The sequence below is a fragment of the Clostridium sp. UBA1652 genome, assembly GCF_002320975.1.
Classification (GTDB): Bacteria; Bacillota; Clostridia; order Clostridiales; family Clostridiaceae; genus Clostridium_T; species Clostridium_T intestinale.
Genome location: NZ_DCLI01000021.1, coordinates 52,030 through 78,543, shown reverse-complemented (window position 1 = coordinate 78,543; position 26,514 = coordinate 52,030). Strand labels below are relative to the sequence as shown.

Genomic DNA, 26,514 nt, shown 5'->3' with positions numbered 1-26,514 from the left:
TAGTGCCACAGCTATTTTATATTTATCTTTTATTATTAAGTTTAGGAAAAATCTTTTTAATAATTATAGGAATTAATAATATAATTAGGAACAGTAGTAATATACTTATTAGGTAGCTGAAAAAAACACCTTCTGGTAAAGCATTGATTATTGGATCTGTTTTAGGATCAAAAAGCCAATCATCATTACTAAAAACTATTTTATGAAACTTCTCAAAAGCCCAGCTAAAGTTAGAAACTACTGGTATAGAGAAAGCTATCAATAGTCCTGAAGCACAAAGAAGGAATTTTTTATAGTTATTAAAAATAGATTTTAAAGTTTTTCTATTTATAAAGAGAATTATTAATAAAAGAACTACAGAAATCCAAAACAAGATGTCCATTTTTAAAAATAGAAGTCTAACCTCCATAAAATGAAATTCACCAGATGGTGAATATTTAAAGTACTCTAGGGGGAACCTCATAGGAGTAAAGCTTCTTAGATACTCCATAAGTTTAGTGAAATCAGAATAGATATTTTCTTTGCTGATTTTAACTATTTCTGTAACTTTGAATATATCGATTAAAAAACCATAAAAAGGTGTAAAGTTAATCAATATTTTAAAAGCTGCTGTAAGAGAAAAGATAAAATAGACAAAGTATAGGCATATTTCTGTAAATATCTTATAAATAGTAGAAAAATTTAGTTTTTTCATTAATAAGTTTCTCCTTTTAGTCAATAATAATAAATGGTTTTCCCATGTAAATAATTATAATAAGCTTTTAAAATATTGTATCATATTTCTTGAAAATAGTTATGAAGAAGAAATATATAGAAAAAAATAGCATTTTAAAGAAAAACTTAACTAACAGAAGATAATTAAAGAAAATAAGGAATTAATGGGATTTAAAAAGAATAAATTAATTTGAATTTATGAGGCTTATTATTTATTATAATATTAGTATTAGCACTCTACTTAAATGAGTGCTAACAATTTGCAGAGTATTATTTTATTTAAATTTAAGGAGGGGTTGTAAATGAGTATTAAACCACTTGGAGACAGAGTAGTAATCAAAAGATTAGAAGCAGAAGAAACAACTAAAAGCGGTATACTTTTAACTGGTGCTGCTAAAGAAAGACCACAAGAAGCTGAGGTAGTTGCAATAGGACCTGGAGCAGTTGTTGATGGTAACAGAATTCCTATGGAAGTTAAAATTGGAGATAAGGTGCTTTACTCTAAATATGCAGGCACAGAAGTTAAGCTTGATGGAGAAGAGTACACAATATTAAAGCAAGACGATATTTTAGCAATAGTTGAATAATAGGAGGTATGTATAAATGGCTAAGACAATTGTATTTGGTGAAGAAGCAAGAAGAGCTATGCAAGCTGGTGTTGATAAACTAGCTGATACAGTAAAAGTTACATTAGGACCAAAAGGAAGAAATGTAGTTTTAGATAAAAAATTCGGAACACCTTTAATAACAAACGATGGTGTTACAATAGCTAGAGAAATAGAACTAGAAGATGCTTATGAAAACATGGGAGCTCAATTAGTTAAAGAAGTTGCAACTAAAACTAATGATGTAGCTGGAGATGGAACAACAACTGCTACACTTTTAGCTCAAGCTATAATAAGAGAAGGACTTAAAAATGTTACAGCTGGTGCTAATCCAATGCAAATAAGAAATGGAATTAAAGTAGCTGTAGATAAAGCTGTTGAACAAATTCAATTAATCTCTAAACCTGTTAATGGTAGAGAAGATATAGCAAGAGTTGCTGCTGTTTCAGCTGCTGATGAAACTATAGGACAATTAATAGCAGATGCTATGGAGAAGGTTGGAAACGAAGGTGTTATAACTGTTGAAGAATCTAAATCCATGGGAACTGAATTAGATGTAGTTGAAGGTATGCAATTTGATAGAGGATATGTTTCAGCTTACATGGTAACTGATACAGATAAGATGGAAGCAAATCTTGATAATCCATATATATTAATTACAGATAAGAAGATCTCAAACATACAAGATATACTTCCTATATTAGAACAAATCGTTCAAGCTGGAAGAAAGCTATTAATAATAGCTGAAGACATAGAGGGAGAAGCTATGACAACTCTAGTTTTAAACAAACTAAGAGGAACATTTACATGTGTAGCTGTTAAAGCTCCTGGATTTGGAGATAGAAGAAAAGACATGCTTCAAGATATAGCTATCCTAACTGGTGGAGAAGTTATTTCTGACGAACTTGGAAGAGATTTAAAAGAAACTACTTTAGACATGTTAGGTCAAGCAGAAAGCATTAAAGTAACAAAAGAAAACACTGTTATAGTTAATGGAAGAGGAAGCAAAGAAGAAATTAAATCAAGAGTAGCTCAAATAAAACTTCAAATAGAAGAAACTACTTCAGATTTCGACAAAGAAAAGCTTCAAGAAAGATTAGCTAAATTAGCTGGTGGAGTAGCTGTAGTTAAAGTTGGTGCAGCTTCAGAAGCAGAATTAAAAGAAAGAAAATTAAGAATAGAAGATGCTCTTGCAGCAACTAAAGCAGCTGTTGAAGAAGGTATAGTACCAGGCGGCGGAACTGCTTATGTTAATGTAATAAATAAAGTAGCTACTTTAACTTCAGAAGAAGCTGATGAACAAGTAGGTATAAATATAATAGTAAGAGCTTTAGAAGAGCCAATGAGACAAATAGCTGTAAACGCTGGACTTGAAGGTTCTGTTATAATAGAAAAAGTTAAAAACAGTGAAGCTGGAGTAGGATACAACGTTTTATCTAAACAATACGTAAACATGATAAAAGATGGAATAGTTGATCCAACTAAGGTTACTAGAAGTGCTCTTCAAAATGCAGCATCTGTAGCATCAACATTCTTAACTACAGAAGCAGCAGTAGTTGATATTCCAGAAAAAAATCCTCCAATGCCAGGTGCACCAGGAATGGGAATGGACGGAATGTACTAAGATAGAGATATTAAGAGATAGCGAAAGCTGTCTCTTTTTTTATGTTTAAAATTAATGCAACTAAATATTTTATTATGGGTACAATAATTATTGATAGCTTTAATGGGTTGTTGAGTGAGATTATTCGTTAAAAATATAAAAAAAGAAATAATAAGAAATTTGTCGAATTAAGAAGAAAAATACCATATTTTTTTTGGTAAAGTCACTAAATATTTCTTTTGAATGTTTTACATATACTGTATAATGAAATTATCGTAATAAGATATGTAGGTGATTAAATGAGCGAAAAGAAAAAAAGGCTTGGAGATTTGCTTATAGATAGCGGAAAACTTAATGAAGCAGATTTAGCTATGGCGCTGAAACTTCAGGCAACTACTGGCAAGAGATTAGGACAGATATTAGTAGAAAAAAGGCTAGTAACAGAGGATGATATTCTTACTATTTTAGAAATGCAAATGGCTATACCAAGAATACATCTTGATTTTACACCTATTGAAGAAAATGCAGTTTATAGGATTTCAGAAGCTTTAGCAAAAAAACATACAATTATTCCTATAAAAATAAGAGGAAATAAAATCACCTTAGTAACTAGCGATCCATTTAATATATTAGCAATAGAAGATGTAAAGATAGCCACAGGTTTAGATACCGAATTAGTTATGGATTCTTCAGACTCAATTAATGAAGCTATAAAAAGATATTATTCAAGACAGGTGGCAGAAAGAACAGCCAAAAATTTAGCTGATAGAGAAGCGAGAGAAAAAAAAGAAGAAGTTAATGTAGATTTTGATGAGGTTAAAGATGCTCCAGCTGTTAAGCTTGTAGACACCATAATTGAAAATGCAGTTAGAATGAAAGCTTCTGATATTCATATAGAACCCTTAGAAAATGGAGTTAGAGTAAGATGTAGAGTAGATGGAAATCTTCAAAAGGTTCTTGATATACCTAAAGAAACTCAAGGCTCTCTTATAACAAGAATAAAAATAGTAGCTAATCTTAATATAGCTGAAAAAAGAATTCCTCAAGATGGAAGAATAATAACTAAGATAGATAATAAGGAAGTGGATTTAAGAGTATCTGTATTACCAACCATTCATGGAGAAAAGGTAGTTATAAGAATATTATCAAGAAGTTCATTTCTAGTAAAAAAAGAAGAGCTTGGTCTTTCAAGTTACAATATGAAATTATTGTCAAGCATCATGGATAAACCATATGGAATAATACTCGCAACAGGGCCAACTGGTAGTGGTAAATCCACCACACTTTACACTTTATTAAATGAGTTAAATACTTTAGATAAAAACATAATAACAGTTGAAGATCCAGTGGAATATGTAATGGAAGGAATAAGTCAGGTTAATGTAAATACAAAAGCAGGTTTAACCTTTGCTTCAGGGCTTAGAAGTATATTAAGACAAGATCCTGATATCGTAATGGTTGGGGAGATAAGAGATAATGAAACTGCTGAAATAGCTATAAGAGCAGCAATAACAGGACATATAGTATTAAGTACAATTCATACTAATGATGCTCCATCAACTATAGCTAGATTAGAGGACATGAACATAGAACCTTATCTAATATCCACATCTATCACAGGAATAATAGCTCAAAGACTAGTTAGAAAAGTTTGTCCGCATTGTTTTGAAGAATATGAGGCAAGCGAATATGAAAAAGAGATGTTGGAAGTTGATAAAAACGAAAAGCTTTCTCTTGTACGAGCAAAAGGATGCCCTTTATGCCAAAACATAGGTTATAAAGGAAGAATAGGTATATATGAAATCATGGAAATTAAAAGAGAGTTAAGAGAAGCTGTTAATAATAAAAAAAATACAGATGAGCTTAGAGATATAGCTATAAAAAATGGAATGAAAACTCTTAAAATGGCTTGCACAGAGCATGTTTTAAATAAGATTACAACAGTTGAAGAACTTCTTAGAGTTACCTTCTTAAAGGAATAGAAATAAAAGGTGATGTAAATGGCTATTTATAATTATGAGGCTAGAAACTTACAAGGAAATAAGATAAAAGGTTCTATGGAGGCTATAAGCAGGGAGGATGTTATTCAAAGCTTAAGAGGAAGAGAATATTATCCAGTATCTGTTGAAGAATTTGTAGATAGAAGTGCTTTAAATATAGAACTTTTTAATAAGATAACCACAAAGGATTTATCAATATTTTGTAGACAATTTGCTTTTGTATTAGGTTCTGGAACCCCTATTATAAGATGTTTAGAAATATGTATAGAGCAATCAAGTAATAAGAAAATGAGAGAGGTTCTAATAAGGTCTAAAGAACAGATACAAAGAGGAAGAAGTTTATCAGATTGTCTAAAGTATGAAAAAGATATACCAGAAATGATGATTAACTTAATTGAAGCTGGAGAAGCTTCAGGAAAATTAGATAAAATCATAGAAGACTTAGCAGAGTATTATGATAGTCTCTATAAACAGGAGCAAAAAGTTAAAAGTGCTTTAAGTTATCCTAAATTTGTAGGAGCCTTTGCTATCCTTATAGTTGCATTTTTACTTATATTCGTTGTTCCAAGCTTTGTAGAGAACTTAGTAGATATAGGTGGGGATATACCAACCTTAACTAAAATAGTTATGGGTCTATCTAAATTTCTAACTAGAAGTTGGATATTAGTGCTACTAGTAGTAGGAGCTATATATATAATTAAAAAATTCATGTTAGATAGAGATGAAGCCTATATAGAAAAAAGGGATTTTAATAGATTAAAGATACCTGTTTTTGGAGAAATAAACAAACAAATAGTGTCAGCAAGATTTGCTAAAACCTTATCCATACTTATATCTTCAGGGCTTGGGGTAATCCAGTCACTAGAAATATCAGCTAAGGTTGTAGGAAATCTTCATATAAAAAATAAATTAAACCTTGCAAAAGAGGATATCAAAAAGGGAAATGCCATAGGTAAAACCCTAGAAGATATGCAACTTTTTCCTCTTATGCTTACTCAGATGATAAACTTAGGAGAAGAAACTGGAACCTTGGAAGAGGTTTTAGAAAGAACCTCCAAGTTCTATGATGGGGAGGTGGAAAACGCCACTAGCAAGTTAGTTTCATCTATAGAACCAATGATGATAGTAATACTATCAGCAATTGTTTTAATTATAGTACTATCAATGATTCTGCCATTAACAAGTATGATGGAGGGAATCAACAACATTCAACGTTAAAAAATAAATTATATAATACGGAGGGATTTAAAATGATCAAAACAATCAACAAAAAGAAAAAAAAGGGGTTTACATTAATTGAACTTATCGCTGTTATAGCAATTATAGGAATATTAGCAGCTGTGTTGGTACCAAGAGTTTCTAAATATATTGGGGAAGCTAAAAACACTAAAGTTGTAGCACAAGCAAGAACTGCTGTTATGGAAGTTGAGGCATATAATGCAAAGAGTGAAACTGAATTTGGTGGAAGTAAAACTGTTAATGACGTAACTGGAACTGGCGGAATAATAACTGATGCAGATTCTACTGAGGCAGTAAATTTTGATAAAGATACATCTATGATTCAAGATTTAACAATAGATCAATGTAGATCAATAGTAAATGATGGAGCAGGGTTTACTATAACTGATGGAAAAGCAACAATGTAGGAATTAAGTATACTTTATTATTATTATTAATACCTCCCACCTCGGGAGGTATTACCATACCATAAAAAATGGAGAAGTAAAATGAATACAGTTATAAGTATTTTTGTTTTTTTATATGGAATTATTATAGGAAGTTTTTTAAATGTATGTATTTATAGAATACCCAAAGGGGAATCAATAGCATATCCTCCATCTCATTGCAGTAATTGTAATAATAAATTAGGATGGAAGGATTTATTTCCAGTATTTAGTTTTTTGTTTTTAAAAGGAAAGTGTAGATATTGTGGAGAGAAGATTTCTATCCAATACCCATTAGTTGAGTTAGTAAATGGACTTTTATATTTAAGTTTATTCTTTAAGTTTGGGTTTGGTGTTAAGTTTATATTGATATGTTTATTTATATCATTGATTTTAGTCATTGGAATAATTGATTATAAAACTCAAGATATCTATGACAACACTATTTATGTTGGAGTTGGACTTGGAGTTTTGTATATTGGAGTTGAAAAATATTTAGGTGGAGTATCACCATTTAATTATATATTAGGAGCTGTAATAGCAGCTGGAATTCTTGCTTTAATAGCTGTAACAACTAAAGCTATGGGGTGGGGAGATGTGGAATTAGTATTTATAATAGGACTCTTTTTAGGATGGTCTAATGCATTATTGATGTTATTTATATCTATAGTATTAGGTGGGATAGTAGGAGGGCTACTATTATTAATTAAATATAAGTCTATAGGAGGACATTATATGGCATTTGGTCCTTATATAGCTTTAGCAGGATATATAACCTTGATGTATGGAAATGAAATATTAAACTGGTACTTAAAAATGTTTATTTAAGGTTTGAGGTGAAAGCATGTTTGAAAAAGACAAAATATCCATTGATATTTCTAGAGACAGAATAGTTATAGTTGTTGGAACTAAAACAAAGATAAAAAAGGCGACTATATTAGAAACACCTAAAGGTTCATATTTGCAAGATAGAATAGAAAATACAGAATTATTGTCTAATGTAATTAAAGATTATTTAGTGAAAGAAAAAATAAGAGTAAAAGATGTCTCCTTTACAGTAAAAGGGCAAGATATAATAACTAGGCACACAATACTTCCCCTTCTAGGAGAAGAACCTATGAGAGAAGCTGTAGCTTGGGAACTTAGACAATATCTTAATGATAGAATAGATGAATATTATTATGACTATGAGATTCTACAGGAGTTAGGTGAAGGTAAAGCAAAAAATGCAGATGTAATAATAGCAGCTGTAGAAATGAATAAAATAGATGCCTATGTTGAGATTGCAGAAAGATTAAATTTAGAGTTAGTAGCCTTAGATACTTATGCAACAATAGGTGCAAGGATGCTAAAGAGTTCAAAGGTATTTAAGGATAAAGAGGATGTTATAGGTTTAATAACCCTAAATAGTGATACAGCGTCTTTTCATATAGCTAGTTCTGGAAAGCTAGAAATAGAAAAGTATCAAAGCATGGGAATATTAGGGAATAATTTAGATCAGATAGAAAGCATAGAAGCTTATAATGAATATTTATATAAAATAGATTTAACTGAAGAAGATATTAACGAAGAAAGCACAAGTGTAAGAAGAATAGTAAATACAATAAGCTCCTATTTTAATTCCATAATTCAGTTTTATTCTGTTGGAAAAGTAAAAAAGAACTTAGACAGAATATATCTAATAGGAAGTGGGGCAAAAGTAAAAGGTGTTAAAGAAGAATTCTCAAATATTTTTAATACAGAAATAGTAGAGATAGATGATTTTAAAACCTTAAGGTATAATGTTAAAGTTCCAAGAAGTATAACTTTAAATGATTATTTTTACTCCTATGGATTAATGCTAAATAATAGTGAAAAGGAACTTAATCTACTACCTTATAACTTAAAGTTAAATGATTTACGAGGAAAGAAAAAAGCTGTTTATGTTGCTTCAATAATTTTTACATTAGTAGTATTTTTAGGGGGAATTGGATATTTAAAAGGGAAAGAAGTATATTTAAATTCCTCGAAAGATAAGTTGATAAATAAGATTAACAGCAATCAAGAGAATGTTGATAAGTTAAGCACACTTGAAAATGATATAAGTCTATATAACAGTCATATAGAAAAGGTAAAAGTATTAAATGAACAAAAGGACAAAAAGACAGATGACTTAATTCGCGATATTCAAAAGCTTATACCTGGAGAAGTTACAGTAAGCAGCTTTTCTATTACAGGCAGTAATATATCTATAAGCGGCGCTAGTAGTAATTATGATAAAATATCTGAGTTTTGGGCAAATGTTAGAGAAGATGCAAGATTTAAAAATTCTCACATTGCCAGCATAACTAAAGGGGAAGCATCAAGTAGCTTTACTTTAGAAATCCTTGTTCAAGGAGGGCAAAGCTAATGAAAAAGATAGATTTAGGTTTAAATAAATTAAGCCATAAAGAAAAAATACTATTATTAATAGTAGCTATAATGTCAGTCTTTTTTATTTATTATAATTATTTAATAATTCCAACCATGGATAAACTTGCCCCTTTAGAAACAGAAGTTGAAGCTTTAAGAAATAAAACTTTAAACTATGAAAATATAGAAAATAAAATAATTATAAAAGAAAAAGAGTATAATGAATTAAAAGATAAATATAATGAATCCGCTAGAGCATTACCAAAGATTGATAAATATCCAGAACTTTCTAAGGAGTTAAATGATTTGGCAAATAAAAACACAGCTACACTCCAAAGTATAGCAATGGAGAAAGGACAAGTGTATCAACAGGGAGATGCTTCTAAAGATACTAGTACTCCTTCAACCTCCAACAAGGGGGGATTAAGTACACAGAAGGTTACACTATCATTAAAAGGTGACTTTTCAAACATATTAAATCTAGTTAATGATTTAGAGAATGGATCAAGAATATGTGAAATTAATTCCATTACGTCAACAAAAGAAAGTTCAACTATAAATTTAACTTTCTACTATGCGCCAGGGGACATGGAAGAAAATTATGATTTTAATAGTGGAAGTTATGGAAAAGACAATATGTTTAATTAAAATCACTAAGATTGAGGTGATTTAGATGAAAAAGAAAAAAGGATTTACTCTAATAGAGATGATTGCGTCAATGGCTATGCTAGTACTTATATTTTCAGTAATAGCTTCATTGATGCTACTGGCAATTAAAACAAATGTGAGAAATGAGAAGGATTTAGATTCAAATAGTGTATCTAAGGCTTTTGTGGAACTAGTGAACTCTGATAAAAGTGCGGACTATAAAGTGAATACGTCTGGGAACATGTATATTTTAACTTTTGATAATATAACTGAGCTGCAAAGCATTTTTACAAGTGACTTTATTCCAGCTAAAACTTCTGTAATTAAAGCAGATAGTTTTGATGTAAGTACATTAAGTGGTACTAAAAAATATGCTATTAAAGTGAAGGTAACAATGAAAGATTCAACCTTAGGAATTTTACAATTTGATATAACATCTTGGAATTTAAATAAAGTAAGTACTAGTGAAATATCTAGAACTATATATTTAGCAGGGTGATGCTATGAATAAAGGAAGAAAAAAAGGATTCACTTTAATAGAAATGATAGCGGTTATAGCAATTTTAGCAATAACATTAATGTTAACATACACTCTTTTTAATAAAGCCTACAGTACACTTAATAGACAGGAACAAGAAAGTATAGTTTTAGATGAAGCAAGAAACTTTTCTTCAATACTTGAAGAGGATATGAAGTTAGCTTCCGATGTTAAAACAACTACTTTGATACCTGGGAATTATGGATTAGGTAGTTCTATTACAGTACTTACTGAGATAACTAATACATCAAGTGAAAAATACATTTATACAAAAGAAGCAACAAAAATAGTTAAATATAAAGTCTCAGGAAGTACAGCAACTAAAATGGCTACTTTAGCTAATTATGTTGTAGATGTACAATTAAGTCCTTTGGGAACTAAGTCTTATAAAGTATATATAAAAAGCAATCGTAAAGATATAGAAACAAGCTTTGAAACAGTAGTAACTAGAAGAATGATATAAGGGGGATTGGGATAGATGAAACATAGGAAAAAGAAAAAGGGGGCTTCATTAATAATAGTTCTAATGGTGTTGGCGGTAGCTATGATTTTTTCTAGTGTTACTTTAACAACTATCTCAAAAACTACTAAAGCTAATGCTCAAGAAAAGAAATCAGAAGATGTTCTTTTTTCAGCAGAATCAGGCTTAGAATATGGTATAGCTTGGTTTAATAAGAATAAAAGTGGGTTAGGAACTTACTTTAATGGAAAGCCAACAAATTCACTTGGACAAAAATATAATGTTATATACTCTGATAATATAAATTCATTAAGAGTGGAAGTTAGAGTTGTGGAAGTGATTTCTAATAAAAAATACATAATAGAGAGTATAGCAGGAAACAAGAAGGTTTCTGTATACATGGAGAATCAAGGAAGTAGTACGATCACTATAAATACAGCTGTTTATGGTAAGAATAACATTACGCTTGAGGGTGGATATGTTTTAGGTAATATAGAAACTAGTTCATTTAGTAATGGTTCTATTACGGCATCAAATGATGCTACAATAACTGGTACTGTGATTATACCTCCCAATGGTAATTTTAATATTTTTAATTGGACAATGGATTGGAAACAAAAACCCAATGTGGTTAGAAAAGATTCAGAAATCAATTATTTACCATTAGTTTTACCGACATTTCCTGATAAATCTACCTTGAATCAAAAAGCAAATGTATCACTTGCGGGTGGAGAAACAAATCCGTATTTCTCAATTAGTGGCAATAGTTATTATGATAGAATCACAATCGATAAAAATAGAACTTTACAAATAAATACTAATGGTGGCGATACAATTATAAGAATAGCAAACTTGGAAATGATACAAGGAAAAATAGTTATAAATGGTACAGGTAAAGTTTATCTTTACGTAGATAACTGTATAAGAGTAAAAGGATATGTAAATGTTGCGGGAAATAAAAATAACCTGGCAATATATTGTAATAATTCAAACACTCTTTCATTTGATAATGAAACCATAATTAATGGATCAATATATTTAAGTAATGCTAGTCTTGTTCTAGCTAATTCAGGTAGCGTTACTGGAGATATTGTTACATCTGGTACAAGTATACAACTTTCAGGCGCATCTAATAATCTACAAGTTATATATGCACCTAATGCTTCAATATCATTAGTAGGAGGGGCAAGTATTAAAGGTGCAGTTATAGGTAAATCAATATATTTGACAGGTGGTGCTAAGATAGAATTTACAAATCAATCTATAGATTTTCATCCCCCAACATCAGTTGAAGGCTCTAGTAACTATAAAAAAGGAAATCCAAACTATGAAAATAATTAATTTTTGAATGTATAATTTCTTGTGTGTGGAAAAATGCAAGAAATCATTCTTTATTGACAAGCTAATAACTATATTCTATAATAAGTATAATTTCAAAACAGATTACTCGTATATACCTAGGATATGGCTAGGAGTATCTACCAGAAACCTTAAATTTCTGACTATGAGTGAATTAATGTGTATTTATTATAGAGTCCATCGAAGGGCTTATTTTGAGCATATTAACTTCACTTGAGTTAATATGCTTTTTTTATTTCAAAAATGCAAGATAACTTGCAACGAAAATAGAAAATGCAAGAAAAATATTGGGTTATTTTTAAAATTTAAATTTTGAGGAGGAGTCTTTCATGGCAAGAATACTTAAAACAGCTTACACATTTGATGATGTTCTTTTAGTACCAAACAAGTCTGAAATATTACCAAAGGAAGTAACTTTAGCTACAAGTCTTACTAAAAAAATAAAACTTAATTTACCACTAATAAGTGCTGGTATGGACACAGTAACTGAATCAAAAATGGCTATAGCTATTGCAAGAGAAGGCGGCATAGGAATCATACATAAGAACATGTCTATAGAGGAACAAGCTAGAGAAGTTGACAGAGTAAAGAGACAAGAAAATGGTGTTATAACAGATCCTATATTCTTATCAGCTAATCACAGTGTACAAGAGGCTCTAGATTTAATGGCTCAATATAGAATATCAGGTGTTCCTATAACCTCAGCAGATGGAAAACTTATAGGAATAATTACAAATAGAGATGTAGTATTTGAAACAAATTTTGCTAGAAAAATAGATGAGGTTATGACTAAGGAAAATCTTATAACTGCATCAGAAGGTACTACTTTAGAAGAAGCTAAAGAAATACTTAAAAAACACAAAATTGAAAAACTTCCTTTAGTAGATCGTGAAGGATATTTAAAGGGGCTTATTACTATTAAAGATATAGAAAAGGTAAAAGCATTTCCTAATGCAGCTAAAGATTCTGCAGGAAGACTTCTTTGTGGGGCAGCTGTTGGAGTAACTGGAGATATGGAAGAGAGAGTTGAGGCTTTAGTTAAAGCTAATGTTGATGTAATAACTTTAGATACAGCTCATGGACATTCGTTTGGTGTTTTAAATGCTGTAAAAACTATAAAGAGTAAATATCCAGAGCTTCAAATAATAGCAGGAAATGTTGCTACAGCAGAAGCTACTAGAGATTTAATAGAAGCTGGAGCAGATTGTGTTAAGGTTGGTATAGGGCCTGGATCTATATGTACAACTAGAGTTGTTGCAGGGGTAGGAGTTCCTCAGTTAACAGCAGTTATGGATTGTGCAGAAGAAGGTAGAAAGTATGGAGTTCCTGTAATTGCAGATGGAGGAATAAAATACTCAGGAGATATAGTTAAGGCATTAGCAGCAGGAGCATCAGCAGCTATGATGGGATCTTTACTTGCTGGTTGTGATGAAGCTCCAGGAGAAATTGAAATATATCAAGGCAGAAATTATAAAGTATATAGAGGTATGGGATCTTTAGCAGCTATGAATAAAGGATCAAAGGATAGATATTTCCAAGAAGGAAATAAGAAACTAGTACCAGAAGGTGTTGAAGGAAGAGTCGCTTATAAAGGATATTTATCAGAAACTATTTACCAACTTATAGGTGGAATTAGATCTGGTATGGGATACTTAGGAGCAAGCACTCTTGATAAATTATATGAAACAGCAACATTTGTTGTTCAAACTTCAGCAGGACTTAAAGAAAGTCATCCACATGATGTTAATATAACTAAAGAAGCACCTAACTACAGCGTTAGTCAATAAGGAAACCTTGGAGGAGAAATAATGAATAAAGAGTTAGTTTTAGTACTTGATTTTGGTGGTCAATATAATCAATTAATAGCAAGAAGAGTTAGAGAATGTAATGTATATTGTGAAGTTCATCCATACAAATTAAGTGTAGATGAAATAAGAGAAATGAATCCAAAGGGAATTATTTTCACTGGTGGACCTAACAGTGTATATGGTGAAGATTCTCCTTTATGTGATAAAGCTATATTTGAATTAGGAATTCCTGTTCTTGGTATATGTTATGGGTCACAACTTATGGCTCATGTTCTTGGAGGAAAAGTTGCAACTGCTCCAGTAAGTGAATATGGAAAGACAGAAGTAAGTGTTAATGTTGAATCTAAGCTATTTGAAGGGGTATCACCATCAACAATCTGCTGGATGAGCCACACTGACTACATAGAAAATGCTCCAGAAAATTTTAAAATAGTAGGAAACACTCCAGTTTGTCCAGTAGCTGCTATGGAAAATGCAGAAAAAAATCTATATGCAGTTCAATTCCACCCAGAAGTTATGCATACACAAGAAGGAACTAAGATGTTATCAAACTTCGTATACAATGTTTGTAACTGTTCTGGAGATTGGACAATGGATTCCTTTGTTGAAAGAACAATAACAGAAATCCATGAAAAAGTTGGAGATGGTAAAGTATTATGTGCTTTATCAGGTGGAGTTGATTCATCTGTTGCAGCAGTTTTACTATCAAAAGCAGTAGGAAAACAACTAACTTGCGTATTCGTTGACCATGGTTTACTTCGTAAAGATGAGGGAGATGAAGTTGAAGCAATATTTGGACCAGAAGGACAATATGACCTTAACTTTATCCGTGTAAATGCTCAAGAAAGATTCTACGAAAAATTAAAAGGAGTAGAAGAACCAGAGCAAAAGAGAAAAATCATTGGGGAAGAATTCATAAGAGTATTTGAAGAAGAAGCTAAAAAAATAGGGACTGTTGATTACCTAGTTCAAGGTACAATATATCCAGACGTTATAGAAAGTGGTCTTGGAGATTCAGCTGTTATAAAATCTCACCACAACGTTGGAGGACTTCCTGACTATGTTGACTTTAAAGAAATAATCGAACCACTAAGAGCATTATTTAAAGATGAAGTACGTAAAGCAGGACTAGAACTAAACATCCCTGAAAAACTAGTATACAGACAACCTTTCCCAGGACCAGGACTTGGTATCCGTATAATAGGAGAAGTAACTGCAGAAAAAGTAAGAATAGTTCAAGAAGCAGATTATATATACAGAGAAGAAATCGTAAAAGCAGGAGTAGACAAATCAATAAATCAATACTTCGCAGCTTTAACTAACATGCGCTCTGTTGGAGTTATGGGAGACGAAAGAACCTATGACTATGCTATAGCACTACGTGCAGTAACAACTAGTGACTTCATGACAGCAGAATCAGCTGATCTTCCATGGGAACTACTAGGAAAAGTAACTACAAGAATAATAAACGAAGTAAAAGGCGTTAACCGTGTATTCTATGATTGCACAGGGAAACCACCAGCTACTATAGAGTTTGAATAGCATCCACAAGTCTGGGAAGCCTTATAAATAGGGCACTCCCGGACTTTTCTTTTGCCTCTGCTACTACTTTGCTACTAAGAAATATTCTTCATTCTTTTAGATATTAGTAGAAAACAAGTTTTCTGGTGATAAGATTTTGCAGATACTGTCTGCAAAATTGATGTTATTAGCATCTTGTTGGCTTCAACAAAATGATTAAATAATTTTTCGAATTGGCATTTGGATAACATTTCCGGATGCTTTTTCTTTTGGTACTTCAGATTCTATGACTGGTGGAATACCTGGCACACCTACGGGTGGTTCTGGTATTGGATTAGTGACCCCAACAAGTGATTCAAGACTATGCACCAATGCCTGCTGTTTGTGTGGAAATAGGTGAGAGTAAGTATTGAGTGTTGTGGATACCTTTTCGTGTCCAAGTCTGTCGGCAAGCATGAGAGCGTCACAGCCTTGATTGATTAACAAACTAGCATGACTATGGCGGAGATCGTGAATTCGTATTTTTTTAATGCTAGTTGTCTTGCATCCTCGTTGCATCTCGTGTGCGAGATAGGATTTTGTGTAAGGGAATAGTCTATCCTTTGGACGAGGCATATACATGGAATTCATATACTCTGTTAGTTCCTGGCAAAGAAAATCAGGAATAGGAACAACACGTTTGCTCTTTTTTGTCTTAGGGGTAGAAATAATATCTTTCCCATGACTACGTGAATAAGACTTACAAATACGGATTGTCTTATCAACTAGATTAATATCTTCTGCTGTTAGAGCAAGTAATTCTCCTTCTCGCATACCTGTCCAATAAAGAACTTCAAAGCATAAATACGAAACAGCTTTGTCTTTAATACCTTCCCGAAAAGCAAGATATTCATCCAATGTCCAGAAGTCCATTTCCTCGGCATCACTTCGTCCCATACTTCCGGCCTTCCCACATGGATCGGTATTAAGGTCATAGAAACGTTTAGCATAATTCATAATACAGTTCATTTGATTGTTGATGGATTTTAGATAAGTGGGCTTGTAGTTGTACTCGTCCTTCATAAGTTTTGTCTGCCATCTTCGAATATCAGTAGCTTTAATTTCGTTAATTGGAATCTTGCTAAAGAATGGAAGAATCTTTGTTTCGTAGATATTACGCTTATGCTGGATGGTGGAATCTTTTAATCTTCCTTCCATATCCTCAATATAGGATTCATATAGTGATTGAAATGTCATATCGGGATTACATGCCTGTTTCTCTAGAAATTCTCTCTCAAATGTTAAGGCTTCCTTTTTGGTGGCGAATCCTCGTTTCCACTTTTGCTTGTTGTTGCCTTGCCAATCCGTATAATAGAATTTGGCAAACCATTTACCAGTTTTATCATCTTTGTAAGCTGGCATAAAATCATCTCCTTTATAATGAATTAGTCATCTGGAACGAATAAATGTTCCCAATGCATTTATCTAAAGGCTATGATATAATCTACTTGTCTAGGGTGATTACATCAGCCGTTTAGGTTGAATCACTTACATAGTAGCTCCGGTGCTCAATTTCTTTTGCAAAAGAAATTACATTGGGGCTATTTTTTCGTTATTTCTTATTTATTCTTATCATCTTCTGTTGAAAATGGGTTTTTCCAACGATATGCTTGGTTGCCCAGTTCTGATGTGTATTCTTCTAAGTCTGGTCTTTCAAACATTGGAGTCAAAGTACTGGATGCGTAATAAGCAATGGTTTCTGCTTGCCAGTCCATGTATCTGTCAATACTTAATTTTCCATTATATAACTGGTCCATTTTTGCTTTCCAGTTTTCTAAAAATAGGCAAAAGTCCATATCGTATTTGCTGGCTCCTTTTCCGTCAACGGAGATAGAAGCTTTCCATTCTTTATCTTCTGGTGGTTTTGCAATATCTAGTTTCATAGTAAAATCATAAGTTTCTTGGATTTTAAATAAAACATTGATTACATCCGCAAAGGATTCTAACATGTACTTGTTTCTATAGGAATTTCTTCCGTCAATCCCAACATTCATACCATCTTGATGCTCTGGTGTAGATAGTAATTCTCGAAAATCTATGTCTAGTGCGATTGCAATATCTTTAATGATAGACATTGAAAAATCAGTTTGACCAGATTCATAATTTTGAACGGTTCGTTCTGTTTTATCAATAAGTTCCGCTAATTTTTTCTGGCTAATCTTTTTTTCTTTTCTTTTTCTCTTAATAGTATCTGCAATTTGTTCTGGGCTTAGTGCTTGAGATGCCATTGTGTTCACTCCTTTACACGAAATATATTTACATTAAAAGTACTATTTGTAACTTTGTGAAAAGTATATAACAGATTAACACGAAAGTCAAGTTCGTGTTTTGGAAGAAAATCTATTGACAACACGAAACGAATGAAATATACTGTAAACACGAAAACAGATTGCGTGTTTATGAATAAGATAGCAAAATGTTTAATGATATGATGAAAGGAGATTGCGTATGGTAGGAATGAAAGAGACTTTTATTGAAGTTGATGAAGTACAACAGATGCTTGGAGTTGGCAAGACAAAGGCGTATTCCATTATCAAAAAGTATAATGCAGAACTTGCTGCAAAAGGATTTTTAATTATCCGAGGCAGATGTCCAAGAAAATACTTTGAACAGAAGGTATATGGATATGCAGATTACTACAATCCGGCTGATGATCTTGAAAAAAATCAGTCAATGGTAGCAGAAGATGGTAACTATGAAGCAAAAGAAAAAGCCCTTACCGATTAGGGAAAGGACTTGATAGTAACAAGCCGGAACTTGTTCTATGTATCTCGCAAATACAGTATAACAAAGGACTCCGGCTGTTACAATCAGAACTTTTGTTCATAGGAATGAAACGATTAACAGTATATTAGCCGTAACGGCAGGAGGAGAATTTATGTATTTTAAAGAACAAAATATTTTATTATGTGCCATTGACCATGGATTTTCAACAATTAAGACGCCACATTTTATATTTGACAATGGGGTAGAAGAAATTGGTACAGAAGCAACATTAGAAGCTAAGACCATGGAGTGCAAAGATACTTTTTATAAAATCGGAGAAGGAAGACTTCCTATGAAAGACACTAAAATAGAAGATGAAGATTATCTTTTGCTCACCTATGCGGCAATTGCAAAGGAAATCGAATATTATGGTTTGTCTAGTGAAGATGGGATCAGGGTCGTAGTTGCAGCAGGACTTCCATTTACCAGATTTGGGGAAGAGAAGCTTAGCTTTAGTAATTATCTAAAAAGAGGAGTTGTAACCTTTGTATATGAAGGGAAAACGTATTTCATAGAAATTGAAGAAGTTCTATTATACCCACAGTGTTATGCAGCAGTAGCAAATATTTTAGGAAAGCTGGCACCGAATCAGCTGATTGTAGATATAGGTTCTAAGACCATTGATATTATTCATAACAAGAATTATGTTCCAGTGGAACGGGAATGTATCACCATCCCAGAAGCATTAATTAATTGTATGGCTAACGTCAATAAAGCAGTATTTCGAAGGAAAAACCGTTATCTGGATGAAAGTGATATTCAGGATGTGATGATGACTGGAACATCCAATCTTCCAAAAGAAATCACGGAAATTGTACAGGATCAGCTTTGCATCTTCGCTGAAAACGTAGAAGCTCAGCTGAAAGAAAATGGGTTTGATCCAGAACTAACGCCAATTGTGTATGTAGGCGGCGGAGCTACTGTAATGAAATTATTTGGAAGAATTAGAGGCGCAAATATCTGTTATCAAGAAGATGTAAAGGCAAATGCCATTGGTTATGAATATCTGGCATTACAGAAAGCGGACAGGTGGTTGCGTGAGTGATAAGGATATGTTTCAGACAGTACCTTTTCGCTTAAACCTAAATCATGACGAAGATGCTTTGGTCTGGAAATTATTATTATCCATAGACGAAGAGCCAAGGAAAAGTCTCTATGGAGACAGAAGCAAGTTTATTAAATGGGTTTTAGCGAAATATGCCAGAGATGAATTTGATTTTGACGAAGCAAAGGGAAAACTGGATTCTTTGAAAAAGGAGTTCATACAGTCGGCTCAGTATGAACTCATAGAGGCAGTTCAAAAAGAATCTGGGTCGATTATGGGAATGCTTGAAAAAGAAGTGGAGCTTGCTGTAACAAAAGCAGTAACAGAGGTTCTAAAAGTAGTGGTAGCTGGTGGAGTATCAGTTGCTCTTCCAGTAGTAACAACAGCGGAGCAGAGTAACAAAGCAGTTCGGACAGAGGTAACTGTTCCGAAAATGGGTATTCTCCCAGAAGCGGATGGAAATGACGAACTTCCTACTTCAGCACTAAGCTTTTTGAACGGCTTCTAAGGATTGGAATTGCTTATATTTATGATAAATAGTTGGATTTGAGGATGAAAACAGTGATACAAAAGGTATTACATCCACAAATTCATATCTCAATTTGTAATAACAGTCCCAGTGGCAGTGATACAAATTGTAATAAGTACAGATGGAATTATCACATTCTGTGCTTACAATATAACAGGGGTATTAGGGGATTGCGGTCCCCTAACCAGATTTTGTTTAACGCCCTGCGTTATACGTATCTGGCAAAATCTATCTTTAGGTGGTTTTGTAAAGGATGTAAAAGAACCAAAACAAAAGCAAAGCACAGATAAAAAGGAGGTGCAGCTTATAGGTCGAAGGAAACAAATGGTCGAACCGAGAAGAAATTTTACGATTCGATTATCGGAATTAGAAGAGAAGCAGATGAAGTTGGATGCCGAGGCAAATGGATTAAACCCCAGTGAGTATGTTAGGGAATTAATTCTTCATGGTGGTTCAATTGATACTTCATTTGCGTTGGACAGAAGAAATCTTATCAATCAGATTTCTTCTGTTGGTAATAATATTAACCAATTAACACGACTGGCTAATACCAATAAGCTAGTTAGTGATTCTATATTAAAACAGGTAGTGGATTTACTAAAAGAAATCCAAAAATTAATGATGGAGGTGATAAAGAAATGGCGATAACCAAGGTCGGATGTATGAAGGCTAGTAAGAAAAAACAAAAAGACATTCATCTGAAGAACAGTATCAATTATATTTTGAATCCTATGAAACTTGGAATGGTCAATCTGGCGGGCGGTATTAACTGCCCGTTGGAAATTGCATAAGAGCAGATGAAGGCAACCAAGGAGATGTTTCAAAAAACTGGTGGAAGGCAGGGGTATAGCTTAATTATTTCACTTAAGCCGGGAGAGGGAACACCTGAGATTATGTATGATATAGCAATGAGATTTACTGATATTTTCCTAAAAGGCAAGTATGAAGCAGTTGTAGCAGTTCATACAGATAGAGCTCATCTACACGCACATATTGTATTTAACAGTATTGATATGACAGAAGGATATAAGTTCCAATATCATAACGGAGACTGGAAGCACATTTTACAACCCATAACAAATCAGCTATGTGAGGAGTATGGACTTGAGATAATGCCGGCAGAATATAGCGAAGATCCTAAGAATATGTCAAGACCTGAGTGGGAGAGGGAACAATCCTATTCTACACTGATAAAAGGTGATGCATTTTATTGTGCAATATTGGCAGAGAGTAATCAGCATTTTATATTTCTACTAAAAAGTTTGGGATATGATGTAAAAGAAGGTAAACATATTGCGGTTAAGGCTCCAGGGATGAAACGTTTTAAACGTATTGATACTATAGACGAACAGTTATCGAAAGAAAATCTAGATATATTAATTCGTTATGGAGACAGTAAGAGTGCTAGACCGAAGGTCAATACCTTTAATCCAATCTATGTGAAACGTGCCAAATTGTCACAGTTTCAAAAGAAGTATTACGCGAGAATGTACCGCTTGAGACTAATTGAGAAAAAGCGATTTAATTATAAATCAGCATATTATTATGAGTCTATCAAGCAGATGCATTTACTACAAGAAGAGTATCTATTGGTGGTAAATAATGATGTGAATTCATTCACAGATTTATTGAACCTGACCAATGAGCTTCAGCAGGATCTAAAAGATGTGGAGACGGAACAAAACCAAATGTATTCTAATCATGGCATTGAGAAACGTAAATGCAAGGAGGTTGAAGATTTTGAAAAGTTCCGAAGTAATGAGCCTGAGTATAAACGTGAATTAGAAGCGTTAAAGGAACGAAAGGGCAAGATTAAAGATCAGATTCAGATTGCGGACAGATGTTATAAGAAGGAATTATCTAGGGCAGAAGAAGTACTGGAACGAATGATACCAGTTGGTGATATGGAGGATATTGGTGATATCTATGATGTGGATGTGCCAGAGAATCCGTATAAGGAAGCTGCTGTGAAGGTAGAAGAAGTAATTGCACCAAAACAAATAGCACCGGTGGTAGAAGCGGTAATAGAACCCATGATAGAACCAAAGTCAATGATAATTCCAGAATCTGTTATTAAACCGATAACGGAAATAGTTGATGTGGTAGAGAATGAGGCGAAAATAAATTTTGAGATTGAGGAAACTTTATTATATATTCCACAAAACACTGCTCAAGAAATTAGGGAATTACCAAAGACACTAGATGAATACCAAAGATTGTCATTGCAAGAAAAAGCAGAAAGATTCCCATTTGAAAAATATACGGATGATAAGGCATTTGATTATTTTATGAATTATTTGACGGAGATTGGCAGCAATATGGGATTTAGCGAAGCATATGATGAATTTGCTGAAATATCAGAATTTTACGATAAGATGCAGGAACAAAAACTGGTTGAGCATGAAATTGAGAAATCAATGTATTTATGTGATGAAATGGGTATGTCTTCGGAATTGTTCAAACAGGCAAATGCGGATATAAGAGCAATGGTCTTTCATCTGGATGAACTGGATTATAAGGTTGGAATTAAGGTATATCGAGGAGTTCTTGAAAAGCTAGGAATACAGAAAGATTTGATGGAAGTCTATGAGGAATTTGACGAGGTTTATAAGGAAAGTGTGACAGATAAGAAGAAAGATGAAAAGGAATGGAGGAGATAAGAGAGAGCTGGCTGGTACTGTGGGGGTATTTTCGATTTTGAGTAACTTTTCATGAAGCACCCTATACAAAAGTACACGAAGGATGTATCTGAAATTGTACCAGAAGTAAAAAATATTGAGACAAAGAAGGATGGTAAATCAAGATAGGAGCATAACTAGTAAGTATCATTATAGTGACGATTGAATTTATTTCTGCTTAAACAGAATGTAGGAGTGTTTTTAAATAAATTGTAACAATTTGCAAAAATGATAGAAAACTCAGTATAAAAATTCAAGATTTTAAAATATTGACAACTAAATGGTAATGTGTTAGTATAATAATACTCTTTGCGCTGCATTACATTTCTTATATGAGATGCGAGATCAACAGTACAATCTGAGCAGGCGATGAACCTTGTTTTTAATGAGGTCATGGGGCTGGGCCGCAATATGTGGCAGCAGAATGTGATATTATACACATCTGTGGGACAGTAGTATGTTCCATAGGTGTGTTTTTTTATACCAAAAGGAACAAAATGAACTTGAATGGAGTGCCATAGAGCTATCAATCGAATGCCAAATAGGCTAAACGGAGGTAAATTTTATGACAGACTACAAACAAAACATGGCGGGACTAAGCTCCGCCGAAGCTAAGAAACTGCAGGACAGATATGGTAAAAACGAATTGACTCCACAAAAGAAAGAAAGCTTCATCAAGAAGATCTTTCATATCATTTGTGAGCCAATGTTTTTACTGTTGATTGTTGCTGCAGTTATTTATTTTATCCTTGGTGAGCCAAGAGATGGTGCTATCATGTTGATTTTTGTTTTAGGTATTATCAGCATTGATGTTATTCAAGAATGGAAAACGGATAAAACTTTAAATGCGTTAAAAGATCTATCAGCGCCCCACGTCACGGTTATTCGTGATGGAAAAGAAACAGTAATTGCAAGTTCTGATCTTGTACCTGGTGACTTAATGATGATTTACGAGGGAGTGAAAATTCCGGCTGATGGTACTGTGATAAAATGCAGTGCCATTTGCGTAGATGAATCTTCTCTTACTGGTGAGGCAGAAGGAGTTTGGAAGATTACTAAAGAAAACGCAGAGCCTACGAATGATTATTGGCGTAAAGATTATTGCTATGCGGGAACGTTGGTAACACAAGGAACAGCAACTGTATTGGTCGATAAAATAGGTGCAACGACCGAATATGGCAAAATTGGAGCAAATGTAGCCACAGCACCAAATGAAGATACCCCTCTCCAGAAACAAACAGGTGGTTTGGTAAAGGTTTGTGCAGGAATCGCAGCTGTATTGTTTGCACTTGTCGGAGTGGTTACCTATTTTAATATTCCTGATCATGTTTTTGGGGATAGAATTATTGAAAGTATTCTTTCTGGCATTACGCTTGCGATGGCAATGATACCTGAAGAATTTCCGGTTATTTTAACCGTATTTTTATCTATGGGAGCTTGGCGCTTGGCAAAAAAACAATCCCTTGTGCGTAAATTACCATCTGTTGAGACTTTAGGTGCAGTATCTGTACTATGCGTTGATAAGACAGGAACAATAACCATGAACCAGATGACGGTGCAGAATACATGGGCATTGAGTGATGATACATATTCTCTCATTGAAACTATGGGACTTGGTTGTGAGACAGATGCTTATGATCCAATGGAAAAAGCAATGTTAAGTTATTGTGATAATCATGGAATTTCGAAAGAGCATTTGTTTGGCGGAGAACTTATTACAAAGTATGCCTTTACAAATGAACTGAAAATGATGGGGCATGTATGGCGCAGAAATGGCGAAATCATCATTGCTGCTAAGGGATCGTCAGAGCGAATTTTGACTGTCTGCAATATGTCTAATAACGATCTAGAGATTGCTGAACAGAAAATCATTGAAATGTCTAAGGAAGGATTACGTGTTATTGCTGTAGCTACTATGAAGCCACAGACCGAAAAAGACATTCCAGAAAAAATCACAGATTGTTCGCTTACGCTTCTTGGATTGATTGGACTTGCCGATCCTCCGAGAGAGAGCGTAAAAAGTGATATAGCTGTCTGCAACAAAGCGGGTATTCGTGTAGTAATGATTACAGGAGACAATGGTATTACAGCCTCCTCCATAGCAAAAAAAATTGGTATGCCAAACAGTGATCATATTATAACTGGAGATATGTTAAATGAAATGAGCGACGAAGAACTATGTGAAAAAGTTAAGGACGTAAGTATCTTTTCCCGTGTTGTTCCAGAGCATAAAATGCGTATTGTAAAAGCATTTAAAGAAAATGGAGAAATTGTAGCAATGACAGGTGATGGTGTAAATGATGCACCGGCACTGAAATATGCAGACATTGGTATTGCAATGGGTAAGCGTGGTAGTGAGGTATCAAGAGAAGCTGCTGATTTAATACTAATGGATGATAATTTTACAACAATTGTTGAAACAGTGAAAGATGGTAGAAGAATATATGATAATATCCGTAAGGCGGTCGGATATGTTTTCACAATTCATATTCCAATAGCATTTGCATCCCTTTTAGCACCAATTTTAGGAATAACACCTGCAGCGATTCTTCTTCTGCCTCTTCATGTTGTTTTGCTGGAATTGATTATAGATCCAACCTGTTCCATCGTTTTAGAGCGTCAACCCGCTGAAACAGACATTATGGATAGGAAACCTCGCAATCCGAAAGAGAAACTGTTAAATACTGGCATATTTATTAAAAGTATTATTCAAGGACTTGTTATTTTTGCAGCTTCTTTTGGCGCTTACTTTACCACTCTTGGTGGTAATCCGGATAATGCACCATTAGCTCGTGCAATGGGTCTTGCAATTATTATGCTTTCTAATCTATTTTTGGTTCAGGTTAATAGCTCGGATCACGATTTTGCGTTTCAATCGATTGCTCGTCTTGCAAAGGATAAGGTAATGTGGGCGGTTAATATTTTCACGGTCCTTGGACTGCTCATTATCCTCTATACACCTGTTAACCATTTCTTAAAATTTGAACCATTATCAGTTAGTCAGTTATTTGGTGCAGTAGGAATTGCAGCGGTAGCTGTAATGTGGTATGAACTTGTGAAACTAGTAAAGAAAATTATAAAATGATAAATGTTTTAACATTTAATAAAATAGCTTACTTGATATCTGACGGTATTGTGTTTTGAAGGTTTCGTCAGATATTGAGGGTTTATGATTAGTCAATTAAATATCTTTGTTGAAAAAATAATGTACAAATTCAAAAAACAATACCCCTTCCCTGTGAGAGGAGATACAATAATGATTGATAAAATATTAGAGAGTAAAAATATAGTACACAAGGCATTAGATGTAGCTTGGGTGCGTAACCAGACAATATCTGAAAACATTGCAAATGTTGATACTCCTAATTATAAAAGAAAAACAGTATCCTTTGAAGAACAATTGCATCAAGAAATGAGCAAAAGTGATTTTGAAAATAGTGATGTAAAAAACATTGATATAAAAGTAGCAGAAGAAAATACTAATTTTAGTTATAGACTTGATGGAAATAACGTAGATATAGATACAGAATCTGTAGCGTTAGCCGAAAATTCAATTCGCTATAATGCTTTGATGCAGAGCGCAGGATATTCTAATATTAAACTCGTTTTAGGTATTAAATAAAACATAAACACTTCTCTATAATATTGGTATTGTAACATTTTCGCTATGAATTGTAGCAAGTGAACTTTCAACATAAATTCAAAAAGGGAGTGATAACTATGAGTTTTTTTTCTAAATCATCAAAAGGACATCATTATAAAAAAGGCAATAACGGGTACAATCATTATGGACAAAAAGGAGTTTTAGGTAATCTTTTTAATACTGTTTTTTCAGGAAGTCATTCAAGGAATCATCATGATCCTTATTACCAACCATACCAAAATCAGCAAATGAATCCTAATCAACCAATACAAATGAATCAGTCTATGCAAAATCAGACCATAGGTCAGCATAACAATTTGATTTGTAGTAAATGTAATTCTAAAATTCCTGCGGGTTCGAAATTCTGCTTGGAATGTGGTGAAAGGGTAAATTTGGAATTGACGTGCCATAATTGTAAGGAAAAGCTTTTGCCAAATGCAAAATTCTGCATGAATTGTGGAACAAAGATATAGAAAAAGGAGAATCAATGAATAAAGAAACAC

Annotated in this window: 25 protein-coding genes and 2 riboswitches; of the genes, 22 read left to right on the top strand and 3 right to left on the bottom strand. The window is 33.2% G+C overall.

What is annotated here, in order from left to right:
- Positions 1 to 22: 22 nt before the first annotated feature.
- Complete coding sequence (locus tag B3N22_RS03520) at positions 23 to 694, bottom strand: TIGR01906 family membrane protein (RefSeq protein WP_286904902.1); 672 nt, start codon at positions 692 to 694, stop codon at positions 23 to 25.
- A gap of 322 nt (positions 695 to 1,016) precedes the next feature.
- On the opposite strand from B3N22_RS03520, the gene groES reads away from it, so the two are divergent.
- From groES to guaA, 13 genes are all read left to right on the top strand, one after another.
- Positions 1,017 to 1,301, top strand: a complete 285-nt coding sequence (gene groES, locus B3N22_RS03515) for a co-chaperone GroES (RefSeq protein ID WP_286904900.1) — start codon at positions 1,017 to 1,019, stop codon at positions 1,299 to 1,301.
- A 16-nt stretch (positions 1,302 to 1,317) separates the two neighbouring features.
- Complete coding sequence (groL, locus tag B3N22_RS03510; protein WP_286904898.1) at positions 1,318 to 2,943, top strand: chaperonin GroEL; 1,626 nt, start codon at positions 1,318 to 1,320, stop codon at positions 2,941 to 2,943.
- A 278-nt stretch (positions 2,944 to 3,221) separates the two neighbouring features.
- The gene (locus tag B3N22_RS03505; protein ID WP_286904896.1) at positions 3,222 to 4,904 is read left to right on the top strand and encodes a GspE/PulE family protein; all 1,683 of its coding nucleotides are present in this window, start codon (positions 3,222 to 3,224) and stop codon (positions 4,902 to 4,904) included.
- Positions 4,905 to 4,922: 18 nt separating this feature from the next.
- Complete coding sequence (locus tag B3N22_RS03500) at positions 4,923 to 6,140, top strand: type II secretion system F family protein (RefSeq protein WP_286904894.1); 1,218 nt, start codon at positions 4,923 to 4,925, stop codon at positions 6,138 to 6,140.
- Positions 6,141 to 6,172: 32 nt separating this feature from the next.
- Complete coding sequence (locus B3N22_RS03495) at positions 6,173 to 6,568, top strand: type II secretion system protein (RefSeq protein ID WP_286904892.1); 396 nt, start codon at positions 6,173 to 6,175, stop codon at positions 6,566 to 6,568.
- Between the two features lie 81 nt (positions 6,569 to 6,649).
- Positions 6,650 to 7,414 (top strand): prepilin peptidase, encoded by a 765-nt coding sequence (locus B3N22_RS03490; protein ID WP_286904890.1) that lies wholly within the window; start codon positions 6,650 to 6,652, stop codon positions 7,412 to 7,414.
- Between the two features lie 16 nt (positions 7,415 to 7,430).
- Positions 7,431 to 8,975 (top strand): pilus assembly protein PilM, encoded by a 1,545-nt coding sequence (gene pilM, locus B3N22_RS03485; protein WP_286904888.1) that lies wholly within the window; start codon positions 7,431 to 7,433, stop codon positions 8,973 to 8,975.
- A complete protein-coding gene (locus B3N22_RS03480) occupies positions 8,975 to 9,625 on the top strand; it encodes a type IV pilus inner membrane component PilO (RefSeq protein WP_286904886.1) in 651 nt (216 codons plus the stop codon). Before pilM ends, B3N22_RS03480 begins: the two co-directional genes overlap by 1 nt.
- Before the next feature lie 25 nt (positions 9,626 to 9,650).
- Positions 9,651 to 10,124: a type II secretion system protein gene (locus tag B3N22_RS03475; protein ID WP_286904885.1), complete on the top strand. Its 474-nt coding sequence runs from the start codon at positions 9,651 to 9,653 to the stop codon at positions 10,122 to 10,124.
- Positions 10,125 to 10,128: 4 nt separating this feature from the next.
- Positions 10,129 to 10,626 (top strand): PulJ/GspJ family protein, encoded by a 498-nt coding sequence (locus B3N22_RS03470; protein WP_286904884.1) that lies wholly within the window; start codon positions 10,129 to 10,131, stop codon positions 10,624 to 10,626.
- Positions 10,627 to 10,641: 15 nt separating this feature from the next.
- Positions 10,642 to 11,964 (top strand): DUF7305 domain-containing protein, encoded by a 1,323-nt coding sequence (locus B3N22_RS03465; protein ID WP_286904882.1) that lies wholly within the window; start codon positions 10,642 to 10,644, stop codon positions 11,962 to 11,964.
- Positions 11,965 to 12,050: 86 nt separating this feature from the next.
- A riboswitch (purine riboswitch) is annotated at positions 12,051 to 12,148 on the top strand.
- Between the two features lie 163 nt (positions 12,149 to 12,311).
- Complete coding sequence (gene guaB / locus B3N22_RS03460; RefSeq protein ID WP_286904880.1) at positions 12,312 to 13,769, top strand: IMP dehydrogenase; 1,458 nt, start codon at positions 12,312 to 12,314, stop codon at positions 13,767 to 13,769.
- A 21-nt stretch (positions 13,770 to 13,790) separates the two neighbouring features.
- Positions 13,791 to 15,332: a glutamine-hydrolyzing GMP synthase gene (gene guaA, locus B3N22_RS03455; RefSeq protein WP_286904879.1), complete on the top strand. Its 1,542-nt coding sequence runs from the start codon at positions 13,791 to 13,793 to the stop codon at positions 15,330 to 15,332.
- A gap of 195 nt (positions 15,333 to 15,527) precedes the next feature.
- On the opposite strand, the gene B3N22_RS03450 is transcribed toward guaA, so the two are convergent.
- Positions 15,528 to 16,712: a site-specific integrase gene (locus B3N22_RS03450; RefSeq protein ID WP_047000127.1), complete on the bottom strand. Its 1,185-nt coding sequence runs from the start codon at positions 16,710 to 16,712 to the stop codon at positions 15,528 to 15,530.
- Between the two features lie 197 nt (positions 16,713 to 16,909).
- The gene (locus B3N22_RS03445) at positions 16,910 to 17,578 is read right to left on the bottom strand and encodes a helix-turn-helix domain-containing protein (RefSeq protein WP_052953890.1); all 669 of its coding nucleotides are present in this window, start codon (positions 17,576 to 17,578) and stop codon (positions 16,910 to 16,912) included.
- A 220-nt stretch (positions 17,579 to 17,798) separates the two neighbouring features.
- Here B3N22_RS03445 and B3N22_RS03440 point away from each other — a divergent pair, with 220 nt between their 5' ends.
- From B3N22_RS03440 to B3N22_RS03400, 9 genes are all read left to right on the top strand, one after another.
- On the top strand, positions 17,799 to 18,077 hold the full coding sequence (locus B3N22_RS03440) for a hypothetical protein (RefSeq protein WP_047000128.1): 279 nt from the start codon (positions 17,799 to 17,801) through the stop codon (positions 18,075 to 18,077).
- Between the two features lie 151 nt (positions 18,078 to 18,228).
- Positions 18,229 to 19,161 (top strand): ParM/StbA family protein, encoded by a 933-nt coding sequence (locus B3N22_RS03435; RefSeq protein ID WP_047000129.1) that lies wholly within the window; start codon positions 18,229 to 18,231, stop codon positions 19,159 to 19,161.
- Positions 19,154 to 19,669, top strand: a complete 516-nt coding sequence (locus tag B3N22_RS03430; RefSeq protein ID WP_047000130.1) for a hypothetical protein — start codon at positions 19,154 to 19,156, stop codon at positions 19,667 to 19,669. The genes B3N22_RS03435 and B3N22_RS03430 overlap by 8 nt, the downstream gene beginning before the upstream one ends.
- Before the next feature lie 111 nt (positions 19,670 to 19,780).
- Positions 19,781 to 20,338, top strand: coding sequence for a plasmid mobilization protein (locus B3N22_RS03425; protein ID WP_156174272.1), 558 nt, complete (start codon positions 19,781 to 19,783; stop codon positions 20,336 to 20,338).
- Positions 20,329 to 20,481 carry a hypothetical protein gene (locus B3N22_RS03420; protein ID WP_286904869.1) on the top strand — a complete coding sequence of 51 codons (153 nt, stop codon included), beginning with the start codon at positions 20,329 to 20,331 and terminating at the stop codon, positions 20,479 to 20,481. The genes B3N22_RS03425 and B3N22_RS03420 overlap by 10 nt, the downstream gene beginning before the upstream one ends.
- Positions 20,482 to 20,487: 6 nt before the next feature.
- Positions 20,488 to 22,350, top strand: a complete 1,863-nt coding sequence (locus B3N22_RS03415) for a relaxase/mobilization nuclease domain-containing protein (RefSeq protein ID WP_286904867.1) — start codon at positions 20,488 to 20,490, stop codon at positions 22,348 to 22,350.
- Between the two features lie 366 nt (positions 22,351 to 22,716).
- Positions 22,717 to 22,823, top strand: a riboswitch (NiCo riboswitch).
- A gap of 110 nt (positions 22,824 to 22,933) precedes the next feature.
- The gene (locus B3N22_RS03410) at positions 22,934 to 25,453 is read left to right on the top strand and encodes a cation-translocating P-type ATPase (RefSeq protein WP_286904865.1); all 2,520 of its coding nucleotides are present in this window, start codon (positions 22,934 to 22,936) and stop codon (positions 25,451 to 25,453) included.
- 84 nt (positions 25,454 to 25,537) lie between these two features.
- Positions 25,538 to 25,990, top strand: coding sequence for a flagellar basal body rod protein FlgB (flgB, locus tag B3N22_RS03405; protein ID WP_286904863.1), 453 nt, complete (start codon positions 25,538 to 25,540; stop codon positions 25,988 to 25,990).
- A 98-nt stretch (positions 25,991 to 26,088) separates the two neighbouring features.
- The gene (locus B3N22_RS03400) at positions 26,089 to 26,484 is read left to right on the top strand and encodes a zinc-ribbon domain-containing protein (protein WP_047000133.1); all 396 of its coding nucleotides are present in this window, start codon (positions 26,089 to 26,091) and stop codon (positions 26,482 to 26,484) included.
- Positions 26,485 to 26,514: the final 30 nt, after the last annotated feature.